The organism is Pseudomonas sp. SZ40 (assembly GCF_052958135.1).
Map to the genome: position 1 here is coordinate 46,605 of NZ_JBQWIF010000021.1, position 24,686 is coordinate 71,290.

The window sequence follows — 24,686 nt, forward strand, 5'->3', positions numbered from 1 at the left end:
CCGAGCCTATCTCAAATCTTCCTCAGGAGCGCACCATGCAGACGCTGTATCCGGAGATCAAACCGTACGCCCGTCACGAGTTGGCGGTAGACGCCCCGCACGTTCTCTATGTCGATGAGAGCGGCTCGGCGGATGGTCTGCCGGTGCTGTTCGTGCATGGCGGCCCTGGCGCCGGTTGCGATGCGGCGAGCCGCTGCTACTTCGATCCCAACCTGTATCGCATCGTCACCTTCGATCAGCGCGGCTGTGGCCGCTCGACGCCCCACGCCAGCCTGGAAAACAACACCACCTGGGATCTGGTGGCCGACATGGAGCGTATCCGTGAGCACCTGGGCATCGACAAATGGGTGCTGTTCGGCGGTTCCTGGGGCTCGACCCTGTCGCTGGCCTATGCCCAGACCCACCCGGACCGCGTACACGCGCTGATCCTGCGGGGCATCTTCCTGTGCCGGCCGCAAGAGTTCAAATGGTTCTACCAGGAGGGCGCCAGCCGGCTGTTCCCCGATTACTGGCAGGATTACCTGGCGCCGATTCCAGCCGAAGAGCAGGGCGACCTCATGCAGGCGTTCTACAAACGCCTGACCGGCGCCGACCAGATCGCGCAGATGCACGCGGCCAAGGCCTGGTCGTGCTGGGAAGGGCGCACCGCCACGCTGCGGCCCAACCCGCAGGTGGTCGACCGTTTCGCCGAAAGCCTGCGTGCGCTGTCGATCGCACGGATCGAATGCCACTATTTCGTCAACGATGCCTTCCTCGAACCCAACCAGTTGCTGCGCGACATGCCGAAGATCGCCCACCTGCCGGGCATCATCGTGCATGGCCGTTATGACGTGATCTGCCCCCTGGACAACGCCTGGGCGCTGCACCAGGCGTGGCCCAACAGCGAGCTGCAGATCATCCGCGAGGCAGGCCATGCCGCTGCCGAGCCGGGCATCGCCGATGCACTGGTGCGCGCCGCCGACGAAATCGCTCATCGCCTGCTCGACCTGGCACCGGACGAAGCGTGAAGGCGCTGCTGCAGCGCGTCGTCAGCGCCAGGGTCGACGTCGCCGGAGACACCGTCGGTGCCATCGATCAGGGCCTGCTGGTGCTGGTTGGCGTCGAGCCGCAGGACAGCGAGGCCAGTTGCGCCAAGCTGCTGCACAAGTTGCTCAACTACCGGGTGTTCAGCGACGAAGCGGGCAAGATGAACCTGTCGCTCAAGGATGTCGGTGGCGGTCTGCTGCTGGTGTCACAGTTCACCCTGGCTGCCGATACCCGCAGCGGACTGCGCCCGGGCTTTTCCACCGCCGCGCCACCTGCCCAGGGTGAGGCGCTGTTCGCTCATCTGCTCGAGCAGGCCCGCGCGCAGCATCCTCAGGTCGCCAGCGGGCGTTTCGGCGCGGACATGCAGGTGCATCTGATCAACGATGGGCCAGTGACCTTTCTGCTGGAAACCTGACGCCTGGCCTGCTTCTTGCTCTCCCGTACGCCTCTGGCTGGTACTGTTTGTCGCTGATCAGGCGTTGATATCTCGCTATCTGCTTCGATCACGGTTAGCATGCCGCGCCGCCTTTCCGCCCATGGCCTATCACCTGCACCTGCACCAGCACGGTGCGTGATGCTATTCGGGCGCTCATGACTGTCTGCCCCTCAGGAGCAAGAATGAAAAAGCTTGTCGCCTCACTGTTGTTATCCGTCTGCGCCTTCACCGGCCTCGCCCAGGCTGGCGTCATCGATGACGCGGTCAAGCGCGGAACCCTGCGCGTCGGTATGGACCCGACCTACATGCCCTTCGAAATGACCAACAAGCGTGGCGAGATCATCGGCTTCGAAGTCGACCTGCTCAAGGCCATGACCAAGGCCATGGGCGTCAAGCTTGAGCTGGTGTCGACCTCCTATGACGGCATCATCCCGGCACTGCTGACCGACAAGTTCGACATGATCGGCTCGGGCATGACCCTGACTCAGGAGCGCAACCTGCGCATCAACTTCTCCGAGCCCTTCATCGTGGTCGGTCAGACCCTGCTGATTCGCAAGGAGCTGGCAGACAAGGTCAAGAGCTACAAGGACCTGAACAGCGCCGACTACCGCATCACCTCGAAGATCGGTACCACCGGTGAGATGGTCGCCAAGAAGCTGATCGCCCAGGCCAAGTACAGCGGTTTCGACAACGAGCAGGAAGCGGTGATGGACGTGGTCAACGGCAAGGCCGATGCCTTCATCTACGACGCGCCGTACAACGTCGTCGCGGTGAACAAGGCCGGCGCTGGCAAGCTGGTGTTCCTCGACGAGCCCTTCACCTTCGAGCCTCTGGCCTTCGGCCTGAAGAAGGGTGACTACGACAGCATCAACTGGATCAACAACTGGCTGCACCAGATCCGCGAAGACGGCACCTACGATCGTATCCATGCCAAGTGGTTCAAGAGCACCAACTGGCTCAAGGATATGGAATAGGGCCTACCGCTCTGCTCCGCTGTACCCAGCGCGCGGCTCGTCCGCGCGCTGTCATGTTTGCAACTCAATGGGTAGACACTCGCCGTGGCTAAACAGAAGAAAGCCCAGTGGCCCTGGCACCTGCTGACCGGTCTGATCCTGGTCGTGGGCGCCGTGCTTATCTGGTATTCCACCTCGCTGATTTCCTATGAGTGGCGCTGGAATCGCGTTCCCCAGTACTTCGCCTATCACGCTGAAGAGGCGCAACGGGCGGCTGACTACAGCCGCGTCGAGAGCGTCAGCCGGCAGGGTGACGAGGCACTGGTCACGCTGCTTGGCGAAAGCGGTGAGCAGCAGCAACTGAGCGTGGCAAGCGACAGCCTGCAGTTCAGTGAAGGTGACGATGTCGCCGAGGGCGATGTCATCGGCGTCAATCGTCACTGGGCCGCCGGCCCCTTGCTCTGGGGCCTCTGGACGACGCTGTGGATATCCGTGGCGGCGGGCGTGTTTGGCCTGTTGATCGGGCTGGTCACCGGCCTGTGCCGACTCTCGGCCAACCCGACGCTGCGTCACCTGTCGACGGTCTACGTCGAGCTGGTACGCGGAACGCCGCTGCTGGTGCAGATTTTCATCTTCTATTTCTTCATCGGCACGGTACTCAACCTGTCTCGCGAATTCGCCGGGGTAGCGGCGCTGGCGCTGTTCACCGGCGCCTACGTGGGCGAGATCGTGCGTGCCGGCGTGCAGTCCATCGTTCGCGGTCAGGACGAGGCGGCACGCTCTCTCGGGCTGAGCGCGGCGCAATCGATGCGCCACGTGATCCTGCCGCAGGCCTTCAAACGGGTGCTGCCACCACTGGCCGGGCAGTTCATCAGCCTGGTCAAGGACACCTCGCTGGTCTCGGTGATTGCCATTACCGAACTGACCAAGAGCGGTCGAGAAGCCATTACCACCTCGTTCTCCACGTTCGAGATCTGGTTCTGCGTGGCCGCACTCTATCTGGTGATCAACCTGCCGTTGTCGCAGATCGCCAATCGCCTGGAACGGAGGCTCGCGCAAAGTGATTGAAGTCCGTGATCTGATCAAGGTATTCGACGCCCGCGGTCAACAGGTTCGCGCCGTCGACGGTGTGACCACCCAGGTGGCGCGCGGTGAAGTGCTGGTGGTGATTGGCCCGTCCGGCTCCGGCAAGTCGACTTTCCTGCGCTGCCTCAACGGCCTGGAGGAGCTCGACGACGGTTCGGTGAGTATCGACGGCCTCGACCTGGCCAACCCGAAAACCGATATCAACGCCTACCGCCGGGAAGTCGGCATGGTGTTCCAGCACTTCAACCTGTTCCCGCACATGACCGTACTGGAAAACCTCTGCCTGGCGCAGAAAGTGGTACGCAAGCGCGGCAAGGCCGAGCGCGAGGCCAAGGCCCGTGCGTTGCTGGACAAGGTGGGTATCGGCCAGAAGGCTGGCGAGTTTCCGTCGCGGCTGTCCGGCGGTCAGCAGCAACGTGTGGCCATCGCCCGGGCCCTGTGCATGGACCCCAAGGTGATGCTGTTCGACGAGCCAACCTCGGCCCTCGACCCGGAAATGGTCGGTGAGGTGCTCGACGTGATGAAGCAACTGGCCGTCGAAGGCATGACCATGGTCTGCGTCACCCACGAAATGGGCTTCGCCCGTGAAGTGGCGGACCGCGTGCTGTTCTTCGATCACGGCAAATTGCTGGAAGACGCACCGCCCGTAGAGTTCTTCGCACAACCGAAGGACCCACGCGCGCAGGCTTTTTTGCGTCAGGTGCTGTAGCGCGACGGGCAGGGGCGTTTTAAGGCGAAAGCAGCCGTTCGTAGTCGGGGGCCAATTGGTGGGCTAAAGCCCACCCTACAGCCGCGCATCTAGCTGTAGGGTGGGCTTTAGCCCACCAAATCGAAGGTCCGCTATCGCCATGTTCCGGCCCCACGGCGCCGCTACCGTACAACGATTGTCTGGGGCTGTAGGGTGGGCTTCAGCCCACCAGATCGAGAGTCCGCTATCGCCTCGTCGCGGGCCTTGGGCACCGTTTTGGGCAATGATTGTCTGTCAGGTTTTTAGAACCATCCGCTCCTGAACCAGTCCCAATGCTCTCCATTCAGCATAAGGACTCTCTGGCGTGAAAACCGTTCTAGCCCTGCTGGCTGCTGTCATTACTCTGCCGGCAATGGCCAATCAGCCGACCCTGTACGGTCGCTACGAATACATCCAACTGCCGCAGATCGGCCAGACTCTCAAGGCCAAGATGGACACCGGGGCGATGACCGCCTCATTGTCGGCTCGCGATATCGAGCAGTTCCAGCGTGATGGCGAAGACTGGGTGCGTTTCCGCCTGGCCATCGACGATGCCAATGATCAGGTCTTCGAGAAGCCCCTGGCCCGCGTCACCGAAATCAAGAATCGCGCAGAAGAGGGCAGTTCCGATGAGCCTTCCTACTCCGCGCGGCCCGTGGTCGACATGGATATCTGCCTGGGCGAAGAGCGGCGCACCATCGAGGTCAACCTGACCGATCGCAGCCACTTCGACTATCCACTGCTGATCGGCGCGAGTGCCATTCGCAAGCTGGACGCTGCCATCGATCCTGCCAGCCGCTATACCGTCGAGCGGCCCAAGTGCTGAATCGCTAGTCTGCACTTCCAATATTGGCTATCCGGTGTGATTCTTGCCTCGAAATGGCACATTGCCACGGCGTTGTGTGTCTGTGGTACCTGTTTCGAGGTGGGTTATGTGGGGATTGCTCAAGCCGGGTGTGCGCGTGCTGGAACGCGTCAGTTTCGCCCGCAAGTTCCAGTTGCTGTTCGTGCTGTTCGTCATTCCCCTGGGCTATGCGCTCTGGGTAATGCTGAGCAGCAATCTGGAGCGTATCGAGATCCTGAACCGCGAGTTTGACGGTATGCAGGGCGTTCACGCTCTGGGTGCCGTGGAGCAGGAGCTGCTCGAACAGCGCTTTCTGCTGGCCCGCTGGAAGGGCAACGAAAAGGCTGCCGAAGGCCTGCTGCGTGAGCGCGGCAGCAAGCTCGGCGAGGCGCTGGCTGCAGCCACCGAGCAACTGAAACTGACTCCTCTGAGCGACGAAACCGAGCGCCAGCTCGATGCGTTGCGGGTATCGCTTGGTGAGTTGGATCTGGCCGTGCTGGGTAAAATGGCACTGCTCGACGCGCTGGAGCGTTACCAGAACACCCTCTCGCGCCTGGTGGTGCTACGTGAGCTGGTCGCTACCGATAGCGGCTTGATACTCGATCCGTACCTCGATACCTATCTGATGATGGAGCAACTGACGCTAACGCTTCCACGCCTGGCGGAGAACCTCGGCAGTTTCGCCAGTCAGGGCTACGGGTCGCTGGTCGCCCAGCATTTCACCTTGCAGAACCGGGTAGCCGTGCGTGACCTGCGCCGCTCGCTGGAACAATCTGGTGCGCAGATGGCCAAGGCGCGCACCGCGTTGGAGCGCACCTCGGCAGCCGCCATGGTCCGCCTGCAACAGCCTTTCGCGCAAGCCGAACAGGGCCTGCAGGGCTTCCTCGGCGAGGTCGACCGTGACATGTTCGAGGCCAGCCCCATGGTGATGCAGCCTGCTCAGTTCGTGCAGCACGTGCAGACGTTGCAGGAACAACTGCTGGGGCTGCGTCAGGCGGTGTTCGAACAGTTCAACGCCAGCCTTGGCGATTACCGAGACCAGGCCCGGCAGGACATGCTGCAAACCGTGCTGATCTTCGCCGCGCTGACCATTCTGGCGCTGTATCTGCTGCTGTGCCTGAACGCCTCGATCCGCCGCAGCACCACCGGCATCATCCAGGCTACCGAGGGTCTGCGCGACGGTGATCTGCGGGTTCGCATGCAGGTACACGGCGCCGACGATCTGGCGGCGATCTCCACGGCGCTCAATAGTGCGGTCGCCCAGTTGCGCGACTCCATGCAGGGCGTTGGCCGCGAAGGTCAGCAGCTTGACCAGACGGTTCAGGGCCTCGGCAACCAGGCCAGCAGCTCCCTGGCAGCGGTCGAACAGCAGCAGGCGCAGATGAGCCAGATCGCCACGGCGGCCACGCAGATGGCAGCTACCGCCCAGAGTGTGGCGCAGAGTTGCGAACAGGCCGCTCAGGAAGCCGGTCAGACCCGTGAGATCGCCAACCAGAGCAACCTGCGCAGTGCCCGCACCAGCGCCAGCATGCGTGAGCTCAGTGGCCGTCTGGCGGGCAGCGCCACGACCCTGCAGCAACTGCGCAAGCAGACCGAGCAGATCACTCGGGTGGTCGACGTGATCAAGGGCATCGCCGAGCAGACCAACCTGCTGGCGCTCAACGCCGCCATCGAGGCGGCGCGGGCGGGTGAGCAGGGGCGTGGCTTTGCCGTGGTCGCCGATGAGGTTCGTTCATTGTCGCAACGGACGCAGAATTCCACGGCGGAAATCGCTCAGACGGTGGGTGATCTGCACAAGGTGGTCGGCCAGTCGGTCACCGAAATGGAGCAGGCCATGCAACAGGCCGAAGGCGATGTGGGCAACGTACTGGCGATGAGCGCGGATCTCGATGGCATCGTCGAGTCGGTGCAGCGGGTCAGTGATCGTTTGGCGCAGATCGCTACGGCTGCCGAGCAGCAGGCCGCTACCGCGGATGAGGTCAGCCACAACATCCAACAGGTCGACCACGCGGCTACCGCTCTGCTCGACGGGGCGCGCATGGTCAGTAACGCCAGCGAGCAACTGCGCCGGGGCAGTGAAAGCCTGGCGCAGAACACCGGGCGTTTCCGGGTGGATTGATCGCATCGCGGCCGCGCCGCTCAAAAAGTGAGCGGTTCTCTGCAGGCCATGCCACGCATGGCCTGCAGCGACTATTCCCAGGGTTGTCCACAGGTTCTTCCACGGTAACTGTGTACAGAGAACAGCCTGGTCAGCCGCAGTTTCGACCCCTGTTCGAACACCTCATGTCAAGCGAATACACCGAATTCAAAGGCTTTTGGAAAGCCTGTTCGAAAATTGCACAGCTCTCTGCAGGCCCCACCCGGCTAGCCCTGCCACCTGTCATCCCGAGCTTATCCACAGATTACTCCACCACAACTGTGCATAGATGAATCATGCTTTGGCATCTGTTGACGCCACGCGAACCTGTCGTTCGGATTTTTCAACCATTTTCATGGGCTTACCGGGGCTGGTCATAAAATGTACGATGCCTGGCAGGCCACGTATCACTTGGTGTCGCGCTGTTCATACAAAGATTATCCACAGCTTCGTCCACGTAAATTGTGCACCGATCCATGATGCCGAAGATGCATTAATCTGTTGACTAAAATGCTTTGTTTACAAAGGTTTGGCAGAATCAGGTCTGTGGGTAAGTCATTGATCAAATAATGATCGCTTGGCCGTGGCGCCCGGTATCCGAGGGCTTCAGCGCTTCATGCCGAGCTTATCCACAGATTGATCCACGTCTTTTGTGCATAGCCGTTGGAGGTGCTGACTATTGACGAGGGCGGTGGCCTCGCGCAGGCTCCGCAGCCCGAGTGCTGCAAGGATGCCACCATGGCGACCATCCTGATCGTCGAAGATGAAGCCGCGATTGCCGATACCCTGGTGTACGCCCTGCAAGCCGAGGGTTTCGCTACACGCTGGTCGACCCTGGCCGATGAAGCGCTGACGCTGTTGGAGCGTGAAGCCTTCGATCTGGTGATTCTCGATGTTGGGCTACCGGATATCAGCGGTTTCGAAGCCTGCAAACGACTGCGGCGCTTTTCCGAAGTGCCGGTGATGTTCCTCACCGCGCGCAACGATGAGATCGACCGCGTGGTGGGCCTGGAAATCGGCGCGGACGATTATGTGGTCAAGCCCTTCAGCCCCCGTGAAGTGGCGGCCCGTGTCAAAGCCATCCTCAAACGTGTCGGCCCTCGCGAGGTCGCCGGCAGAGCCGTCGATGGGCCGTTCCGACTCGACAGCGAGCGGGTGCGCATCGATTATCACGGCCATACCCTGAGTCTGACCCGTTTGGAGTTTCAGCTGCTGCAATGCCTGCTCGGTCAACCGGAACGCGTCTTTAGCCGCGAGCAGTTGCTCGATGCCCTGGGCGTCGCGGCGGATGTCGGTTACGAGCGCAATATCGACAGCCACATCAAGAGCCTGCGTGCCAAGCTGCGCCAGGTCGCGCCCCAGGCCGAGCCGATCCAGACCCACCGTGGCCTGGGCTACAGCCTGAAGCTGGAGTAGGCCGATGCTCATCTCTCAGGAGTTTCGCTGATGCCGCTCGGGGTACGTATCTTCCTGGTGTATTTCCTGTTCGTGGGTTTGTCCGGCTGGTTCGTGCTGAGCACGGTGATGGAGGAAATCCGTCCGGGTGTGCGTCAGTCCACCGAGGAAACCCTGGTCGATACCGCGCACCTGCTGGCCGAGATCCTCCGCGAGGATGTCAAATCAGGTCATCTGACCCAGGGGCGACTGCCCGAACTGCTCAAGGCCTATGGACTGCGTCAGCCCCAGGCGCAGATCTGGGGGGTGCCGAAGAACCAGGTCAACCATCGCATCTACGTCACCGACGATCGCGGTGTCGTGCTGCTCGACTCCAGCGCCTTGGCAGTGGGCCAGGACTACTCGCGCTGGAACGACGTCTACCTGACGCTGCAGGGGCGCTACGGCGTGCGCTCGACCCGTGAAGACCCCAGCGATCCGGATTCTTCGGTGATGTATGTGGCGGCGCCCATCATCGACGGCGGACGTATTCTCGGCGTGGTGTCGGTGGCCAAGCCGAATCGCACGCTGCAGCCCTATATCGAGCGCTCGCAGCGGCGCCTTGGCTGGCTGGGCGCGGGGCTGATCGGCCTGGGTTTGCTGATCGGCGGTCTGCTCAGCTGGTGGCTCAGCGGCTCGCTGCGGCGCCTGACCCGTTATGCACAGGCTGTCAGCGAGGGGCAGAGAGCGGAGCTGCCCCAGGTTAGTGGCGGTGAGCTCGGGCAGTTGGCCCAGGCGGTCGAGCGCATGCGCACCGAGCTGGAGGGCAAGGCCTACGTCGAGCGCTACGTGCACACCCTTACCCATGAGCTGAAAAGCCCCCTGGCGGCGATTCGCGGGGCCGCCGAGTTGCTGGAGGCCGATATGCCCGAAGCCCAGCGTCAGCGTTTCGTGGCCAATATCGCGGAGGAAAGCGAGCGGTTGCAGAACCTCATCGAGCGCCTGCTGCATCTGGCTCAGGTCGAACAGCGCCAGGGCCTGGAGGAGCGCGTGGCGGTACCGCTGCAGCCGCTGATCGACAGTCTCGTGCAGGCGCAGATGGCGCGTGTGGAACGCAGCGCCCTGCGTGTGGATAACCTTGTGGCGACCAGCCACGCGGTGCTGGGCGAGCGTTTCCTGCTGCGTCAGGCGTTGGCCAATCTGCTCGACAATGCCCTGGACTTCACACCGGTGGGCGGGTTGATCCGCTTTTTCAGCGAAAGCGATGATAACCACCTGTTGCTGCGTCTGTTCAATCAGGGGCCGGCGATTCCCGACTACGCGCTGCCGCGCCTGACCGAGCGCTTCTACTCCCTGGCGCGGCCAGCTACCGGACGCAAGAGCACCGGCCTGGGGCTCAACTTCGTGCAGGAAGTGGTCGATCTGCATGACGCGACGCTGAGTATCGCCAATGTCGCCGATGGCGTGGAAGTGAGTGTGCGCTTCGCGCGCTGAGCCCGTTGCAACGACGCCGACGATGCTGGCGGCGACGCGCCCGATATGCCCCTCGCACAGAAGCCTGCGCTTTGGCTATTCTGAAACGGATCGCCAATCGACCGGGACAGGAAGAACGCGCATGAAAAAGACCGTGGCCGAAGTGCTGAAAAGCAAACCCATTTCCAACGTATACAGCGTCGCCCCAGACAGCAGTGTATTCGTAGCGGTGAAGCTGATGGCCGAGAAGGGGATCGGTGCCCTCGTGGTGCTCGAGGGCGAGCGCCTGGCCGGTATCGTCAGCGAGCGCGACTATGTGCGCAAGGTGGCCGTGCAGGAGCGTTCGCCGAACAATCTCAAGGTCAGTGACATCATGACCAGCAAGGTGATCACCGTGACCAGCGGGGAAGACAGCCGACGCTGCATGGAGCTGATGACCAGTGGCCGCCTTCGTCACCTGCCTGTGGTGGATGATGGCCAACTGATCGGCCTGCTGTCGATTGGCGACCTGGTTAAGGACATCATCAGCGCCCAGGAAGACCTGATTCAGCATCTGGAACAGTACATCCGCGGTGAGTGAGCCCCGCCGTCGCCCGCAGACGGTGACGATCGGCGTTTCCTGACGCCGGATCATCCGTCTGCCGTTTCCGCTCAGGCGCCTCAAGCGTCTGGCTAACCGCACAATCGCCACACAATCTCCATCTCTACTCCACGCTGCCTCCATGGGGCGTGGCCAGACTGCGTGCATCCCAACTGCACGGAGCGCTGTGCCATGAACCGAAGCCTGATGTTGAAACTGGGCACCATCGCCCTGTTGATTCTGTTGTTGATGATTCCCCTGTTGCTGATCGATGGCCTGGTCAATGAACGCCAGAGTCTGCGTAACGACGTGCTGCGCGATATCGCCCGCAGCTCCAGTTACGCCCAGCAGATCACCGGGCCGATTCTGGTGGTGCCCTATCGCAAGAGAGTGCTTACCTGGAAAACCCGCAAGGACAGTGAAGAGCGTTATCAGGAGGAGTCGATCGAACAGGGCCGCCTGTACTTCCTGCCGGAGCGTTTCACCCTCGATGGCGATGTGCGCACCGAGCTGCGTTACCGCGGTATCTATCAGGCGCGCCTGTATCACAGCGATAGCAACGTCAGCGGCGAGTTCCGGGTGCCGGCCAACTACGGAGTCAGCGATGTCGAGGCCTTTCGTTTCGGCGATCCTTTCGTGGCCGTCGGCATCAGCGATGTGCGTGGCATCGGCAATGACCTCAAGCTGCAGCTCAACGGAGCCAGCCTGAGCTTCGAGCCGGGCAGCGGCGACGAAAGCTTCGGCAGCGGCGTGCACGTTCCACTACCAGCGCGTGACAGCCGTGACGAGCAGGCCTACACCTTCGCCTTCGACCTGAAACTGCAGGGCACCGAGCAATTGAGCATCACCCCGGTCGGCCGGGAAAGTCAGGTAACCCTGCGTTCGGACTGGCCGCACCCGAGCTTCGTCGGCGAGTTCCTGCCGAGCCAGCGCGATGTCACCGAGCAGGGCTTCACCGCCAAATGGCAGACCAGTTTCTTCGCCACCGACATGCAGGATGCCCTGAGCAGTTGCGTCAGCGGCTCCTGCTCGGCCATGCAGAGCAGGGCGTTCGGCGTGAGCTTCATCGAGCCGGTAGACCAGTACCTCAAGGCCGACCGAGCGATCAAGTACGCGCTGCTGTTCGTCACCCTGACCTTCGCCGTGTTCTTCCTCTTCGAGGTGCTCAAGCGCCTGGCCGTGCACCCGGTGCAGTACGCCCTGGTGGGCCTGTCGCTGGCGCTGTTCTACCTGCTGTTGTTGTCGCTGTCCGAGCATTTGGGGTTTGCCCTCGCCTATGGATTGTCCGCTCTGGGCTGCGTGGCGCTGAACACCTTCTACGTCAGCAGCGTGTTGCGTAGCTGGTCGCGAGGTGCTGCCTTCGGCGTGTTGCTGGCGGCCTTGTACGGGCTGCTCTACGGCCTGCTCGGTGCCGAAGACTACGCCCTGCTGATGGGCTCGCTGCTGGTGTTCGGCGTACTGGGCTGCGTGATGGTGCTGACCCGCAAGCTCGACTGGTACGGCGTGGGCCGACCGGCCAGCGGTGAACCCCGGATAACCCCCTGATCACCTTGCCGGGGCGTGCGGGTCGCACGCCCCCTGGAGACTGCCATGCGCCTGTTACTGCAATTTTCCGCCTGCTTCGCCCTTGGCCTGTGCATCGCCGGCGTACTGCTGATCGCCATGATGTTCGCTGGCCGCTTCGACTGGATCGAGCTGCTGATGCTCAGCGGCTGGCCCTTCGCTCAGCTTGGCCTGCACCTGTTGCCCGAGACCTTCTGGGCGGCCTTGACCGGCGTGACCGATGCGCCGACGAACAGCGCCGTGCAGTCGTTTCTGCAGCTGTGCGTGGCGATGATGCAGATCGCTCTGCTGTTCGCGCTGGGCTTCTTCCGCCTGTGGTACCGGCGATGAGTGGCCGCGTCGGGTTGCGTGAAGAGCGCAGCGCAGGGCGGCAACTGGCACGCTGCATCGCCCGGTTGTTTCCCGTGCCTTGGCCGGCAGGTGCCGATGGCCGACGGTCGCCGAAGCCAGTCGAGCGTACGCCGCCATAGACGCAGATCAATGGTCGTGGTGGCCGAGGTCCCTAGAATCGCCGGCCCTGTTTTTCCGTGAGTCCTCGTGGTCATGCCCAGCTCCGTGTTTCGTCCCGAACTGCTGTCACCGGCCGGCAGCCTGAAGAACATGCGTTACGCGTTCGCTTATGGCGCCGATGCGGTGTATGCCGGGCAGCCGCGCTACAGCCTGCGAGTGCGCAACAACGAGTTCGATCACGCCAACCTCGCCCAGGGGATTGGCGAGGCTCATGCCTTGGGCAAGCGCTTCTACGTGGTGGTCAACATCGCGCCGCACAATGCCAAGTTGAAGACCTTTCTGGACGATTTGCAGCCGGTGATCGACATGGCGCCCGATGCACTGATCATGTCCGACCCTGGGCTGATCATGCTGGTGCGCGGGCGTTATCCACAGGTGCCCATCCATCTCTCGGTACAGGCCAACGCGGTGAACTGGGCCAGTGTGGCGTTCTGGCAGGGGCAGGGATTGACGCGGGTGATCCTCTCGCGGGAGTTGTCCCTGGTGGAGATCGAAGAAATCCGCGCTCAGGTACCGGACATGGAACTGGAGGTGTTCGTCCATGGCGCCTTGTGCATGGCCTACTCCGGGCGTTGCCTGCTGTCGGGCTACCTCAATCGCCGTGACCCCAACCAGGGGGCCTGCACCAATGCCTGCCGCTGGCAGTACGACGTGAAGGCTGCGGGTGAGAACGAATTGGGTGAGATCGTTCATCAGGTGCAGCCTACCCTGGGTATCGGCGCGCCGAGCGAGCAGGTATTCCTGCTCGATGATGGCGATGGGCAGATGCCCATGTTCGAAGACGAGCATGGCACCTACATCATGAACTCACGGGACCTGCGCGCCGTGCAGCACGTCGAGCAACTGGTGAAGATGGGCGTGCACTCGCTGAAGATCGAAGGACGCACCAAATCCCATTTCTACTGTGCCCGCACCGCCCAGGTGTATCGCCAGGCCATCGACGACGCGGTGGCGGGCCGGCCCTTCGACCGCGGCCTGATGGACAGCCTGGAATCCTTGGCCCACCGCGGCTACACCGAGGGCTTCCTGCGCCGCCATGTACACGACGAATATCAGAACTACCAGCACGGCAGCTCGCACGCCGAGCGCCAGCAGTTCGTCGGTGAGCTCACCGGCGAGCGCCGTGGCGAACTGGCCGAAGTGCGGGTCAAGAATCGCTTCGCAGTCGGGGACGGCATGGAGCTGATGACCCCGAACGGTAACCTGCGCTTCACCCTGGAGCGTTTGCAAAACAGAGCGTGGGAGACCATCGCCGTCGCGCCCGGCGATGGCCATGTCGTGTACCTGCCCGTGCCGGCAGGCGTGGAGTTGCAGTTCGCGTTGCTGATGCGGGATGTGTGATGCCGGGCTCGATCGACCCGCGTGTGGCAGGTAATGAAAGGGACCGTGGCATTCAGTGCGGCAAGGCTGCCGCTGCCAAATCGCATCGCCGGCAAGCGGGCGGATGTTAATCGCGCCGCAGGGTTCGCGGGATGGCAACGTCAACCTCGCGCGCCAAGCGCTAGGGCTCGATGTTCAGGCGGCGGATGTGGCCGGCTGGCCGCTCGGTTGCCCATGGGCGACGTTGGCGCAGCTGTCGATGTAGGCTGCCAGGTGATGCAGTTCGATGAACTTGGGCGCCTTGGCGCTGCTGTCCAGGGTGGTGATCGGCAGGTTCAGTCGCCCGGACGCGATGGCGCGAATGAAGTTGTCCGGGCTCAGGTGCCGAAAGTACACCGTACGCACTCGGTCGATGGGCACCAGCACGTCGCCGTGGGTGCGGAAAAGTAGCTCCAGCGTCTGGAGCGGCAGGGGCGGCTCAGGCTGAGTGTTCATGGCAATGGCTCGGTATCGGACGGCTCTCGGTTGGTGACAGGACGGGTGATCAATCTTCGGCGAAGCGCGAGGATTTGAGGATGCCGCCCACCAGGTGAATCTTGCTGACGTTGTGCTGCGGAATATGAATGGGCGGGTGATTCTGGTTGACGCTGTCGAAGCGGTACATGCCATCGCGCAGGTAGATGTATTCCTTGATCATCGCCTGGCCATCGAGGGTGCGCACCATCACCTCATCGCCGGCATGGAAGGCCTTGTTCGGTTCGATCAGCACGTACTCGCCGTTCTTGATCCGTGGATGCATGCTGTCACCACTGACCCGCAGGCCATAGGCGTTCGGGTCGTCACTGTGGATGCGCAGGTAGCCGTCTCCATGGCCGACGGGAAAGTCGATCTCTTCGAAATACCCGTGGGTGCCCAGCTGCGCATGCCCCACCACCGGCACCGCGCCGCCACGGGCGTGGCCCACGTCCAGCGTGTCACTTGCCGCACTCGCAGGCTCGGCTAGCGCCTCGCTGCCAGCGAGCTCGGCGATGCTCACGCCAAGTGCCGGTGCGAGCAGCAGCAGGTCCGCCAGGCTGGGCTCACGCAGGTCGCTTTCGTAGTTGCCGATGCGTGACTGCGATGACCAGCCACAGGCCTCGGCCAGCAGCTGCTGGCTGAGACCTGTGCTCTTGCGCAGGCGTTTGATGCGCTTGCCGAGGGTTTCCATGAAGGTGCTCCGTTAATCACGATGTGAAATATTTATAGCGCAGTTTTCGCCTTGAATAAAACACGATTCGTGATTATTTTTAGTTTGTCGATCACCGGTATGGCTCGACGAGTTCTCGAGCCCGATAAGCGCCAATGCGCCGAGGGCCCATCCGTTATCGCCACCAGCGGGGTGGCAGGAGGATCCTGATGATTGCCTACATTGATGAAGCGCTGCAGATATGGGCTGACAAGAAGCTGGGTAAGGAGAGTGAACTGGCGTCCGGGTTCGGTGGCTCTGTCATCGCCGCGCTGATGGCTACACAAGGTGTGTTGATTCGCAGCGAGCGTGGTAGTCGCGTATTGCTGGACACAACCGCTGAGATCGACTGGATCGTCGGCAAGCACCTTTCGCTCGAACAGCGCCAGGTCGTCATCGAGCACTATTGTGGTGACGCCGCTTCGCTCAGCCAGAAATGGGCCGCGTGCGGTTGCAGCCGCTCGCAGTTCTATCGGCGCCTGGGGCAGGCGCACAAGGTCATTCAGTCACACCTCCTGAAGCGCGCCGCCTGAGCGCGCTTATCACATCCGCCCTACCGATTCCGCCCGCTGAAAGCACCTGCTGCGGCTCACTGCAATCTCGACGCTCCACCGACGCGCCCCCTGCAAGCGCGCCGGTGGAGGCGCGTGCGCTGATTTTTCGGGCGACCAGACGTACCAGACCCGATCGTGTCCGCTTTTTTTCAGCGCGTCTCCGCTGATGGCCGCAGGTGCCTTGTGACCCTGAGAATCGGGGGTTATAAATTGATCAACGTCAACGAGGTGGGCCAGCAGCCTGCCTCGTAAAGCCCGGCCCGCCAAAGCCGGGTTTTTTGTTTCTGTCACCAGGTGGCCTGATCGGGCGATCCGTGACCAAGGGCCCTGCAGACGTGCGGGGCTTTTTTATTTCCGCCGTTCGACGAGATCAGGGGCTTGCCAGCAGGCAGGCCTCCCCTCGTGGCTGCGGCTTCTAACAACAAAACCCTGTGCCTTTGGGGGACGTCGTCGTGGCCGCTGGCCACGGGGAGGATTTTGATAATGAGCGAGCCCGGTAGCGTGTTAATGGCTAGCACCTTGGGAGTGAACCTGCCCACGATCCTAGACAGCATCAACGGAGAGGCCGCGGTTGGGGCCTTGTTTGGAGCACTGGTCTACTTCACCACTACACAAGAGCTGCCGCTATGGAATCGCCTGACGTTCTTCATGACGTCGTTCGTGATGGGGTATCTGTTCACTCCGGCGATCGTCGATTTCGAATTCTACGGTATGCGTCCCTTTGCCTATTCCGGGCCGGCAGGGTTTGCCGGTGCGGGGCTGGTGGTAACGATCATGCTGGCTGCAATCAAGCGTCGCGGGGCCCCGCCTGGGGCCGAGGCGCGAGGAGGCAACGATGATTAGTCTCGTACTCACGCATGCGACGTTCTGCCTGTGTGGCGCTGTATTCGTACGCTTGTTCACCTACCGCCGGCAGGGCGCACGTTTCAGGCGCGGCATGAGTTGCATGGCCATGTTGCTGATGGGCAGCTCGGGGTCGGCGATGTTGCAGATCGCCCTCGGCGACCTGAGGTTGCCAGCGCAGGCATGGTCGCTGGTGCTGTTACTGGCCGTGTTCGCCGTCGCGGTGTTCCGTTCGGGGGGCAACCTGGCTGGCGTCATCCGTGAGTGCCCACCCCATTGCTCCGACGTGCATGCCGAGCGTGTCGAGGATCGGACTTAGAACTACACCAGGCCGCCGCGCTGGCGTCGGCCTGTAACGAGCATGTGACGCAGCCTGCCTGCGATCAGGTGCCATGACCCTTGGGGCCGCTGGCTGGCCCTTTCACTCAAACGTTGCACTTCATCAAGGCCCGCGGCAATGCGGGCTTTTTTTCGTCTGGAGGAAATACCATGAGCATTAAAACCTTTGACCAGATGGCCGCAGCCGGTGAGTTTCCGCTTATCGGTTTCAACGCTGCGGGGTTGGGTAACAACCCCTATGTGGACGCCATCACCACTGCATCGCTCGATACGCACTACCGCACCATCGCGCCTCGAGGCCATCAACCCGACTACATCAAGTCCTATGCGGGCGGCCTGAACGGCAAGCCATTCGCCGCGCGCTTGCCGTTCGCCGGTGAGCGCATCGCCATTCTCGATGGCGCAGGCGGTTTCAGCTTGCGCCAGGGTTACGTCGAGGAGATCCGCAAGGCCATCCGCCATGTGCACAGTTGGGGCGGCTATTGCCTGCTCGACATGCACAACTACGCCCGCTGGTATGTCCGCGCCTCTGGCCCGGTGGCCGGCCGCACCGTGCAGTCCTTCGGCGGCGGATACGCCTTGTGGACGGCGATTGGCGCCCCCGATTGTCCCGTCGATTACCCACTGCTGGCGCGCATCTGGACGGCCATCGTGCAGAAGTTCAAGGACGAGCCCGGCGTGCTCGGCTATGGGCTGATGAACGAGCCCCACAATGCCGGTACCAAGGCCGATGGCGGTGTGAACGTCGAAGCCCTGTGGACTGCCAATGCGCAGCGTCTCATCAACGCTGTTCGTACCGAGGACTCGCAGCATTTCATCACCGTGGCGGGCAATGCCTTCAGTACGGCACTGCACTGGCCGGCTCGTTCCGACGCGCTCAAGAACCTCACTGATCCTGCTGATCGCCTGCTTTACGAGGCGCACCAGTATCCGGACAAGGAAGGTGTGGGCGGCGGCAAGTGGACGGTGGCCAGCGAGTCGGTCAGCTACCGCGATCGTGTGGCGGACTGGCGCCCCTACGTCGACTGGCTCAAGGCCAATGGCAAGCGGGGTATCGCTGGCGAGTTCGGGGGGCCGGATCACGTGCCCGGTATGCGTACCTACTTCACCGAGCTGCACAAGTACTTCGATGCCAACCATATCTTGCGCTTCCAGTGGTTGGCCGGTCCTGGTGACGACGACGATGCGCCCAATGGCATGGACCGCAACGACGGCACCCTGAAGCCGAACACGCGCTCGCTGATGGCGCGTATCGGCAACACCACCACGGCCTACGGGCCCCGTTAAACCCATCGACATCAGGCCGTGTGATCGAGCGCAGTCGTTTTCACACAGCCTGACATGGCCCGCTTCGGCGGGCCATTCCTGATAGGAGAATTCTCATGGCCCGTATCACCGCTGCCCAGGCGGGCGGCACCAATGTGCTCGCCTTTCTCGACATGCTCGCCTGGAGCGAAGGCACCTCGACCATCGATCACAGTGACGATGGCTACAACGTCCTTGTCGGCGGCACGCTGTTCAGCGACTACAGCGCGCATCCGCGAAAGCTGATCGACCTGCCGCGCTACGGCATCAAGTCCACGGCGGCCGGGCGCTACCAGTTCCTGGCCCGTACCTGGGACTCGCTCGTCAGCCTCTACCACTTCCGCGGCCGCTTCACGCCCGCGGCGCAGGATCTGGCCGCAGTGAAGCTGCTGGATGAGTGCGGTGCGCTCGGGCTCATTCGCGAGGGGGAGATCGAACAGGCCATCACGGCTGCCGCACCGATCTGGGCCAGTCTGCCTGGGGCTGGCTATGGCCAGCGCGAACATGAACTGAGCGCACTGTTGTGCAACTACGAAGAGGAACGCGCTGCTCAAGCCTGTGACAAGCCCGACTTGTTGGCCAGGTACAGCGCATGCGGCGGGCAGGTGGCGGCATGAGCTGGCTATCGCTCATCCCGCTCAAGTACCGCGTGCTAGCAGGCGCAAGCCTGGCTGTGACGCTGCTGGTCGGCGCCGCCGGCCTTGGCTGGCTCGCCCAGGGCTGGAGGCTGGGCGAGCGGATGGCCGAGCAGGGTCGCGAGCTCGAACAGCAGATTGCCGTGCGCGACAAGCTGCATGCCGACACGCTGGCCATGGCGCAGAGCGCCGCAGCCGGTGAGGCGCGGCGTGCGAATGAAAAACGTCTGACGCTGGAACAGCAGCTGCAGGCCGCATCCCAGAACCAACACAGGAGACTTACCGATGCTGAAAAAACTGCTGCCCGCCTGCGTGATCGTCTCGCTACTGCTGAGTTACGGTTGTCAGTCCTGGTCGCCAGCCCAGGTGCCAGCGATGCCGGTGGTGGCGCAGTGTCTTCCACCGCCAGTGCCGGACGCCTGGTGGATGGAGCCCGCCGAGCCGACATTGACGCAGGATCTGCTCAACGAATTGTCGGCATCGTCGAACGAGGAGACCGGGCGATCATCGCCCTAGGGATGTGCCAGGCCTATGCACGGACGATAAGCCTGTCGCCCTAGCTCGACCGGCCGCCTGCTAGGGATGGGTATCCGTTGCCGGCGGCTCGGCCCTGGCATGCGGCGTCCGCTGAGCGTCGGTGCTCAGGGTCGGCAGCCGGGCGGTGAAGGATGTACCGTCCGTTTCATTGGAAACGACGCAGATCGTGCCGTTGTGCCCTCTGACGATTTCCGACGCGATATAGAGCCCCAGGCCCAGCCCCTCACGCTGGCCCACTTCCGAGCGGGTATAAGGCTGAAACAGCTTTGGCATCAGTTGCGGCTCGATCGGCACGCCCTGATTCCACACACTGAGCACCAGATGCTCGCCTTCCACGCTGACATCCACCTTGATCGTGGTGCCGTGGCGGCCATGGGTGACAGCGTTGGCCAGCAGATTGGATAGCAGTTGGCAGAGCCGGACCGGGTCGCACAGGTTCGCCTGCGGCACACTCACCGACCGCTCGATGACCGCGGTTGGGTAGGCTTCTGCAATTTCGCTGATGACACGGTCGAAATCGGCCTGCAGGTTGCCGACCACTCGGTGTTCGACGGGAATGCCGCTGCCCAGCCGACCGCGCGCGAAGTCGAGGATGTTCTCGATCAGTGAGCCCATGCGTCTGGCACTGCTTTGAATCGCCGTGGCCAGTCGGCGCTCGGGGCGGTCCAGCAGTTTGGATTCGAGCAGGTCGGCCCCCATTCTGACCGCGCTCAAAGGCGTACGCAGGTCGTGGCCGAGTACCGCGATCAACTGTTCACGCAGATGCCCGGTCTCCCTCTCGACCTCGAGTTCTCGCTGGCTTTGCTCCACGGAGGCCTGCATGTCCAGGTTGGCGGCGATCAGTTGGGCGAAGAGCGTGAGCGTTTCGGTAATCACCGGCGTATCGAGATCAGCCGGAGCCGGGTCGATCGCGCACAGCGTACCGAAAAACTCGCCGTTGCCCTGGACGATCGGGATCGACACGTAGCTTTCCAGGCCATAGAGCCTTGGCGTGTGGTGCCGAGAGAACACCGGGTGTTCACTGGCGTGACCGAACAGCACCGGCGTACGGTGTTGCCGGATCTCGTCGCAGATGGTCGTTTCCAGTGCGAGCTCGTCGCCGGGCTTGAGCCCGAACTCGATCGAGTCGTCGACCGCGCAGGTGATCCACTGTTTGTCGGTGACCCGCGCGACGGCAGCGAATCGTAGCCCGGTCACATGCTTGACCATGCGCAGGATCATCGGAATCGCCTCGATCTTCGCGACGGCACGAAGGTCGGGGCCAAAATTGATCGTCGACATCTTGGCCGTTCCGATTGCAAAGAACACAGGGTACAGCAGTCGGTTTCACCGCTCACCGAACTTTACAGTGGCGCAAGGGCGCGCGCGAAGAGCCACTGGCGCTGATCGATCCGCGATCCCGGCAGTGTGATATTGCGCGCGTTAGCGCTGTGGGCTACTGTGCGGGCAGATAAACGCGAGACCTTCCCCGTGAATGCCAGCAGCACCCTTCTGATGCGAGTCATCAAAGCCCACGCCCGTTGGCGTTGGCGCGCCTGATCTTTTTCTCCGGCCATGCCGGATGATTCTCTCTGCCTTGCTCCAGCCCCCTACGATCCGTGTTCCCAGCATCGATGATGCGGGTACCAATGAGGGCGTGGAAAACAGGGCGATTGGCTGAAGAGCAGTAAATCAAAGGGTTAAATCTAAAATGCTGCTGATGATCGACAACTACGATTCCTTTACCTACAACGTGGTGCAGTACCTGGGCGAGCTGGGTGCCGATGTCCACGTCATTCGCAACGACGAGCTGACCGTCGCCCAGATCGAGGCGCTGCAGCCCGAGCGTATCGTCGTCTCCCCAGGCCCGTGCACGCCCACCGAAGCCGGGGTGTCCATCGAGGCGATTTTGCATTTCGCCGGCAAGCTGCCGATCCTCGGTGTCTGCCTGGGTCATCAGAGCATCGGCCAGGCTTATGGCGGCGATGTGGTGCGCGCCCGTCAGGTGATGCATGGCAAGACCAGCCCGGTCTTTCATGAAGACAAAGGCGTGTTCGCCGGCCTCAACAATCCGCTCACCGTGACCCGCTATCACTCCCTGGTGGTCAAGCGTGACAGCCTGCCGGAGTGCCTGGAAATCACCGCCTGGACTGCCAATGAAGATGGCTCCGTCGACGAGATCATGGGCCTGCGCCACAAGACCCTGAACGTCGAGGGCGTGCAGTTTCACCCCGAGTCGATTCTTACCGAGCAGGGCCACGAACTGTTCGCCAACTTCCTCAAGCAGACCGGAGGCGTGCGCGCATGAACATCAAGGAAGCCCTCAACCGCATCGTCACCCAGTTGGACCTGTCCACCGAGGAAATGCGCGACGTGATGCGCGAGATCATGACGGGGCAGTGCACCGACGCGCAGATCGGCGCCTTTCTCATGGGCATGCGCATGAAGAGCGAGACCATCGATGAGATCGTCGGTGCCGCCAGCGTGATGCGAGAATTGGCCGCGCCGGTGGAGATCGCTGCCGAACGGCTGGTCGATACCTGCGGTACCGGTGGCGACGGCATGAATATCTTCAACGTCTCCACCGCTGCGGCCTTCGTCGTCGCCGCGGCCGGTGGCAAGGTGGCCAAGCACGGCAACCGGGCGGTGTCGGGCAAAAGCGGCAGTGCCGATCTGCTCGAGGCGGCTGGCATCTATTTGGGCCTCACGCCGGTACAGGTGGCGCGCTGCGTCGAGACCGTCGGTGTCGGCTTCATGTTCGCGCCGTCCCATCATGGCGCGATGAAGCACGCCATCGGCCCGCGTCGTGAGCTGGGTCTGCGTACGCTGTTCAACATGCTTGGCCCGATGACCAACCCGGCTGGCGCCAAACACCAGGTGGTGGGCGTATTCAGCCAGGCGCTGTGCCGGCCCATGGCGGAGGTGCTGCAGCGCCTCGGCAGCCAGCACGTGCTGGTGGTGCATGCCCAGGATGGTCTCGATGAGATCAGCCTGGCCGCGCCGACCTTCGTTGCCGAACTGAAGAACGGCGTGGTCAGCGAGTACCGCATCCAGCCCGAGGACTTTGGCATCAAGAGTCAGAGTCTGATCGGCCTGACCGTCGACGGCGCCGAGCAGTCGTTGGAGCTGATCCGCGATGCGCTGGGCCGCCGCAAGAGCGAGGTCGGTCAGAAGGCTGCCGACATCATCGTGCTCAATGCTGGCGCTGCGCTCTATGCCGCGGACCATACCGACAACCTGAGCGATGGCATGAGCCTGGCTCATGACGCGCTGCACACCGGCCTCGCCCGGGAAAAGATGGAAGAGTTGGTATCCTTTACCGCGGTATTCAAACAGGAGAATGAAGGGTGAGCATTCCCACCGTTCTGGAAAAGATCCTCGCCCGCAAAGCCGAGGAGGTCGCGGCCCGACGTGCGATCGTCAGCCTGGCCGAAGTCGAGCGCGAAGCACGCGCGGCCGATGCGCCACGTGGCTTTGCCTCTGCGTTGATCGAAAAGGCCAGGAGCAAGCAGCCGGCGGTGATCGCCGAGATCAAGAAAGCATCGCCGAGCAAGGGTGTGCTGCGCGAGAACTTCGTTCCGGCGGAAATAGCCCTGAGCTATCAGGAGGGCGGTGCAACCTGTCTGTCGATCCTGACCGATATCGACTTCTTTCAGGGCGCTGACCGCTACCTGCAGGAAGGGCGTAGTGCCTGCTCCCTGCCGGTGATCCGCAAGGATTTCATGATCGATCCGTACCAGATCGTCGAGGCGCGGGCCTTGGGTGCCGACTGCGTGCTGCTGATCGTCTCGGCACTGTCCGATGCGCAGATGGGCGAACTGGCGGCAACGGCCAAGGCCTTCGATCTCGACGTATTGGTGGAGGTGCATGACGGCGATGAGCTGGAGCGTGCGCTCAACGTGCTGGATACGCCGCTGGTCGGCGTCAACAACCGTAACCTGCACACCTTCGAGGTCAACCTGGAAACCACCCTGGATCTGCTACCGCGCATTCCCCGCGACCGCCTGGTGGTGACCGAAAGTGGCATCCTCAATCGTGCCGACGTGGAGCTGATGGAAATCAGCGACGTGTATGCGTTCCTGGTCGGTGAAGCGTTCATGCGTGCGGACAATCCGGGCGCCGAACTGGAGCGCCTGTTCTTTCCCGAGCGCAAGCGACTGATCGTCAGCCCTGACGTGGACTGACGAATACGACAACGGCGCCCTCGGGCGCCGTTGTCGTATTCAGGATCGGCTCAAAGCGACAGGCGCATCGACAGATCCACTGCCTTGACGTCCTTGGTCAGGGTACCGATGGATATGTAATCCACGCCGGTCTCGGCAATGCTGCGCAAGGTGGTCTCGTTCACGCCGCCAGAAGCCTCGAGCTTGGCGCGACCGGCATTGATGGTCACCGCGCGGCGCATGTCCTCGAGCGACAGCTCATCGAGCATGACGATGTCGGCGCCGGCAGCCAGGGCCTGTTCGAGCTCTTCCAGGCTTTCCACTTCCACTTCGACCGGTTTGCCGGGGGCGATCTTGCGTGCGGCAGCCACTGCGGCATCGATGCCTCCGCACGCGGCGATGTGGTTCTCCTTTATAAGGAAGGCGTCGAACAGGCCAATTCGGTGGTTGTGGCAACCGCCCTGGGTCACTGCATACTTCTGCGCCAGACGCAGCCCGGGCAGGGTCTTGCGGGTATCGAGCAGCTTCACGTCGGTACCCTGCACCCGTTCGGCGTAGTGCTGGCAGCGGGTCGCCACGGCCGACAGGGTTTGCAGGAAGTTCAGCGCACTGCGTTCGCCGCTGAGCAGGGCGCGCGCCGGACCCTCGAGATGAAACAGCGCCTGGTTCGGCGTTGCCCGTTGGCCGTCCTGCACCTGCCAGTGCACCGCAACGCGCGGGTCGAGCTGACGAAATACCTCATCCACCCAGGCGGTGCCGCAAATCACCGCGTCTTCCCGAGTGATCACCGTGGCATGGGCCAGGCGTGATTCGGGGATCAGTTGAGCGGTGATGTCGCCACTGCCGATGTCCTCGCGCAAACTGCGGCGGACATTGGCCTCGATTTCGGCGCGGAGCTCGGTGAGCAGTAGGTTCGGCATGGGGCCTCCGATTGGCTGAGGCGGGGATTATAGAGGCAGTCTCGGTGAGTGTTACGTTCATCGGCTGAAAATGAACCCTGGCGGTCACACCCGGTCACATGCGCGAGCCTGGTGACGACTGCGTCCCGGGTACCTGTGACGCAGGTCATATCTGCAG

General features: G+C 62.5%; 25 protein-coding genes and 1 pseudogene. 22 read left to right on the forward strand and 4 right to left on the reverse strand.

Features of this window, described 5'->3' with window-relative positions; all coding sequences use genetic code 11:
* Positions 1-35 precede the first annotated feature (35 nt).
* The 13 genes and pseudogenes from pip (at position 36) to trhP (ending at position 14,160) form a co-directional block, all read left to right on the forward strand.
* Positions 36-1,007, forward strand: coding sequence for a prolyl aminopeptidase (pip, locus tag ACT9T4_RS16815; RefSeq protein WP_042554286.1), 972 nt, complete (start codon positions 36-38; stop codon positions 1,005-1,007).
* Positions 1,004-1,441, forward strand: a complete 438-nt coding sequence (gene dtd / locus ACT9T4_RS16820; RefSeq protein ID WP_042554287.1) for a D-aminoacyl-tRNA deacylase — start codon at positions 1,004-1,006, stop codon at positions 1,439-1,441. The genes pip and dtd overlap by 4 nt, the downstream gene beginning before the upstream one ends.
* A gap of 203 nt (positions 1,442-1,644) precedes the next feature.
* Positions 1,645-2,436, forward strand: a complete 792-nt coding sequence (locus ACT9T4_RS16825) for a transporter substrate-binding domain-containing protein (RefSeq protein ID WP_042554288.1) — start codon at positions 1,645-1,647, stop codon at positions 2,434-2,436.
* Between the two features lie 84 nt (positions 2,437-2,520).
* The gene (locus ACT9T4_RS16830; RefSeq protein ID WP_042554289.1) at positions 2,521-3,483 is read left to right on the forward strand and encodes an amino acid ABC transporter permease; all 963 of its coding nucleotides are present in this window, start codon (positions 2,521-2,523) and stop codon (positions 3,481-3,483) included.
* A complete protein-coding gene (locus ACT9T4_RS16835; RefSeq protein ID WP_499118046.1) occupies positions 3,476-4,210 on the forward strand; it encodes an amino acid ABC transporter ATP-binding protein in 735 nt (244 codons plus the stop codon). The genes ACT9T4_RS16830 and ACT9T4_RS16835 overlap by 8 nt, the downstream gene beginning before the upstream one ends.
* Before the next feature lie 343 nt (positions 4,211-4,553).
* The gene (rloA2, locus tag ACT9T4_RS16840; RefSeq protein WP_042554291.1) at positions 4,554-5,054 is read left to right on the forward strand and encodes a retropepsin-like aspartic peptidase RloA2; all 501 of its coding nucleotides are present in this window, start codon (positions 4,554-4,556) and stop codon (positions 5,052-5,054) included.
* A gap of 106 nt (positions 5,055-5,160) precedes the next feature.
* Positions 5,161-7,191, forward strand: a complete 2,031-nt coding sequence (locus tag ACT9T4_RS16845; RefSeq protein WP_042554292.1) for a methyl-accepting chemotaxis protein — start codon at positions 5,161-5,163, stop codon at positions 7,189-7,191.
* Between the two features lie 756 nt (positions 7,192-7,947).
* Positions 7,948-8,625, forward strand: a complete 678-nt coding sequence (creB, locus tag ACT9T4_RS16850; RefSeq protein WP_042554340.1) for a two-component system response regulator CreB — start codon at positions 7,948-7,950, stop codon at positions 8,623-8,625.
* Between the two features lie 30 nt (positions 8,626-8,655).
* Positions 8,656-10,077, forward strand: a complete 1,422-nt coding sequence (gene creC / locus ACT9T4_RS16855) for a two-component system sensor histidine kinase CreC (RefSeq protein WP_499118049.1) — start codon at positions 8,656-8,658, stop codon at positions 10,075-10,077.
* 121 nt (positions 10,078-10,198) lie between these two features.
* Positions 10,199-10,636: a CBS domain-containing protein gene (locus tag ACT9T4_RS16860; protein ID WP_499118051.1), complete on the forward strand. Its 438-nt coding sequence runs from the start codon at positions 10,199-10,201 to the stop codon at positions 10,634-10,636.
* A 192-nt stretch (positions 10,637-10,828) separates the two neighbouring features.
* Complete coding sequence (gene creD / locus ACT9T4_RS16865) at positions 10,829-12,181, forward strand: cell envelope integrity protein CreD (RefSeq protein ID WP_042554295.1); 1,353 nt, start codon at positions 10,829-10,831, stop codon at positions 12,179-12,181.
* A 45-nt stretch (positions 12,182-12,226) separates the two neighbouring features.
* A complete protein-coding gene (locus ACT9T4_RS16870) occupies positions 12,227-12,529 on the forward strand; it encodes a hypothetical protein (RefSeq protein ID WP_042554296.1) in 303 nt (100 codons plus the stop codon).
* Between the two features lie 213 nt (positions 12,530-12,742).
* Positions 12,743-14,160: pseudogene (trhP, locus tag ACT9T4_RS16875) on the forward strand (prephenate-dependent tRNA uridine(34) hydroxylase TrhP).
* Between the two features lie 64 nt (positions 14,161-14,224).
* Here trhP and ACT9T4_RS16880 read toward each other — a convergent pair.
* Both ACT9T4_RS16880 and ACT9T4_RS16885 read right to left on the reverse strand, forming a co-directional pair.
* On the reverse strand, positions 14,225-14,524 hold the full coding sequence (locus ACT9T4_RS16880; RefSeq protein WP_042554298.1) for a pyocin activator PrtN family protein: 300 nt from the start codon (positions 14,522-14,524) through the stop codon (positions 14,225-14,227).
* Between the two features lie 49 nt (positions 14,525-14,573).
* Positions 14,574-15,236: an XRE family transcriptional regulator gene (locus ACT9T4_RS16885; protein WP_179539171.1), complete on the reverse strand. Its 663-nt coding sequence runs from the start codon at positions 15,234-15,236 to the stop codon at positions 14,574-14,576.
* Positions 15,237-15,424: 188 nt separating this feature from the next.
* On the opposite strand from ACT9T4_RS16885, the gene ACT9T4_RS16890 reads away from it, so the two are divergent.
* The 6 genes from ACT9T4_RS16890 (at position 15,425) to ACT9T4_RS16915 (ending at position 19,490) form a co-directional block, all read left to right on the forward strand.
* On the forward strand, positions 15,425-15,787 hold the full coding sequence (locus tag ACT9T4_RS16890; protein ID WP_499118054.1) for a PA0613 family protein: 363 nt from the start codon (positions 15,425-15,427) through the stop codon (positions 15,785-15,787).
* 504 nt (positions 15,788-16,291) lie between these two features.
* Positions 16,292-16,651 carry a putative holin gene (locus tag ACT9T4_RS16895; RefSeq protein ID WP_042554301.1) on the forward strand — a complete coding sequence of 120 codons (360 nt, stop codon included), beginning with the start codon at positions 16,292-16,294 and terminating at the stop codon, positions 16,649-16,651.
* Positions 16,644-16,970: a phage holin family protein gene (locus ACT9T4_RS16900; protein ID WP_042554302.1), complete on the forward strand. Its 327-nt coding sequence runs from the start codon at positions 16,644-16,646 to the stop codon at positions 16,968-16,970. The genes ACT9T4_RS16895 and ACT9T4_RS16900 overlap by 8 nt, the downstream gene beginning before the upstream one ends.
* A 170-nt stretch (positions 16,971-17,140) precedes the next feature.
* On the forward strand, positions 17,141-18,277 hold the full coding sequence (locus ACT9T4_RS16905; protein WP_179539169.1) for a glycoside hydrolase family 5 protein: 1,137 nt from the start codon (positions 17,141-17,143) through the stop codon (positions 18,275-18,277).
* Positions 18,278-18,372: 95 nt separating this feature from the next.
* Entirely contained in the window at positions 18,373-18,912 is a 540-nt protein-coding gene (locus ACT9T4_RS16910) for a glycoside hydrolase family 24 protein (RefSeq protein WP_042554304.1), read from the forward strand.
* Entirely contained in the window at positions 18,909-19,490 is a 582-nt protein-coding gene (locus ACT9T4_RS16915; protein WP_156152713.1) for a lysis protein, read from the forward strand. The genes ACT9T4_RS16910 and ACT9T4_RS16915 overlap by 4 nt, the downstream gene beginning before the upstream one ends.
* A 16-nt stretch (positions 19,491-19,506) precedes the next feature.
* Here the strand turns inward: ACT9T4_RS16915 and ACT9T4_RS16920 are convergent, their stop codons facing one another.
* Positions 19,507-20,748: a GAF domain-containing sensor histidine kinase gene (locus ACT9T4_RS16920; protein WP_499118058.1), complete on the reverse strand. Its 1,242-nt coding sequence runs from the start codon at positions 20,746-20,748 to the stop codon at positions 19,507-19,509.
* A 409-nt stretch (positions 20,749-21,157) separates the two neighbouring features.
* Here ACT9T4_RS16920 and ACT9T4_RS16925 point away from each other — a divergent pair, with 409 nt between their 5' ends.
* From ACT9T4_RS16925 to trpC, 3 genes are read left to right on the forward strand one after another with little or no spacing between them, the layout of a single operon-like run.
* Positions 21,158-21,754, forward strand: a complete 597-nt coding sequence (locus ACT9T4_RS16925; RefSeq protein ID WP_042554307.1) for an aminodeoxychorismate/anthranilate synthase component II — start codon at positions 21,158-21,160, stop codon at positions 21,752-21,754.
* Positions 21,751-22,797, forward strand: coding sequence for an anthranilate phosphoribosyltransferase (gene trpD / locus ACT9T4_RS16930; protein ID WP_499118061.1), 1,047 nt, complete (start codon positions 21,751-21,753; stop codon positions 22,795-22,797). Before ACT9T4_RS16925 ends, trpD begins: the two co-directional genes overlap by 4 nt.
* Positions 22,794-23,630, forward strand: coding sequence for an indole-3-glycerol phosphate synthase TrpC (gene trpC / locus ACT9T4_RS16935; RefSeq protein WP_499118063.1), 837 nt, complete (start codon positions 22,794-22,796; stop codon positions 23,628-23,630). The genes trpD and trpC overlap by 4 nt, the downstream gene beginning before the upstream one ends.
* Before the next feature lie 50 nt (positions 23,631-23,680).
* Here trpC and nadC read toward each other — a convergent pair whose 3' ends face one another.
* Positions 23,681-24,529 (reverse strand): carboxylating nicotinate-nucleotide diphosphorylase, encoded by an 849-nt coding sequence (nadC, locus tag ACT9T4_RS16940; protein WP_042554310.1) that lies wholly within the window; start codon positions 24,527-24,529, stop codon positions 23,681-23,683.
* Positions 24,530-24,686 lie beyond the last annotated feature (157 nt).

What these genes read in the sequence shown, in the direction of transcription:
- pip (WP_042554286.1), top strand. Translation starts at nt 36, where the DNA reads ATGCAGACGCTGTATCCGGAGATCAAACCGTACGCCCGTCACGAGTTG.
- ACT9T4_RS16825 (WP_042554288.1), top strand. Translation starts at nt 1,645, where the DNA reads ATGAAAAAGCTTGTCGCCTCACTGTTGTTATCCGTCTGCGCCTTCACC.
- ACT9T4_RS16845 (WP_042554292.1), top strand. Translation starts at nt 5,161, where the DNA reads ATGTGGGGATTGCTCAAGCCGGGTGTGCGCGTGCTGGAACGCGTCAGT.
- creB (WP_042554340.1), top strand. Translation starts at nt 7,948, where the DNA reads ATGGCGACCATCCTGATCGTCGAAGATGAAGCCGCGATTGCCGATACC.
- creC (WP_499118049.1), top strand. Translation starts at nt 8,656, where the DNA reads ATGCCGCTCGGGGTACGTATCTTCCTGGTGTATTTCCTGTTCGTGGGT.
- ACT9T4_RS16860 (WP_499118051.1), top strand. Translation starts at nt 10,199, where the DNA reads ATGAAAAAGACCGTGGCCGAAGTGCTGAAAAGCAAACCCATTTCCAAC.
- creD (WP_042554295.1), top strand. Translation starts at nt 10,829, where the DNA reads ATGAACCGAAGCCTGATGTTGAAACTGGGCACCATCGCCCTGTTGATT.
- ACT9T4_RS16870 (WP_042554296.1), top strand. Translation starts at nt 12,227, where the DNA reads ATGCGCCTGTTACTGCAATTTTCCGCCTGCTTCGCCCTTGGCCTGTGC.
- ACT9T4_RS16880 (WP_042554298.1), bottom strand. Translation starts at nt 14,524, where the DNA reads ATGAACACTCAGCCTGAGCCGCCCCTGCCGCTCCAGACGCTGGAGCTA.
- ACT9T4_RS16885 (WP_179539171.1), bottom strand. Translation starts at nt 15,236, where the DNA reads ATGGAAACCCTCGGCAAGCGCATCAAACGCCTGCGCAAGAGCACAGGT.
- ACT9T4_RS16890 (WP_499118054.1), top strand. Translation starts at nt 15,425, where the DNA reads ATGATTGCCTACATTGATGAAGCGCTGCAGATATGGGCTGACAAGAAG.
- ACT9T4_RS16895 (WP_042554301.1), top strand. Translation starts at nt 16,292, where the DNA reads ATGAGCGAGCCCGGTAGCGTGTTAATGGCTAGCACCTTGGGAGTGAAC.
- ACT9T4_RS16900 (WP_042554302.1), top strand. Translation starts at nt 16,644, where the DNA reads ATGATTAGTCTCGTACTCACGCATGCGACGTTCTGCCTGTGTGGCGCT.
- ACT9T4_RS16905 (WP_179539169.1), top strand. Translation starts at nt 17,141, where the DNA reads ATGAGCATTAAAACCTTTGACCAGATGGCCGCAGCCGGTGAGTTTCCG.
- ACT9T4_RS16910 (WP_042554304.1), top strand. Translation starts at nt 18,373, where the DNA reads ATGGCCCGTATCACCGCTGCCCAGGCGGGCGGCACCAATGTGCTCGCC.
- ACT9T4_RS16915 (WP_156152713.1), top strand. Translation starts at nt 18,909, where the DNA reads ATGAGCTGGCTATCGCTCATCCCGCTCAAGTACCGCGTGCTAGCAGGC.
- ACT9T4_RS16920 (WP_499118058.1), bottom strand. Translation starts at nt 20,748, where the DNA reads ATGTCGACGATCAATTTTGGCCCCGACCTTCGTGCCGTCGCGAAGATC.
- ACT9T4_RS16925 (WP_042554307.1), top strand. Translation starts at nt 21,158, where the DNA reads ATGCTGCTGATGATCGACAACTACGATTCCTTTACCTACAACGTGGTG.
- trpD (WP_499118061.1), top strand. Translation starts at nt 21,751, where the DNA reads ATGAACATCAAGGAAGCCCTCAACCGCATCGTCACCCAGTTGGACCTG.
- nadC (WP_042554310.1), bottom strand. Translation starts at nt 24,529, where the DNA reads ATGCCGAACCTACTGCTCACCGAGCTCCGCGCCGAAATCGAGGCCAAT.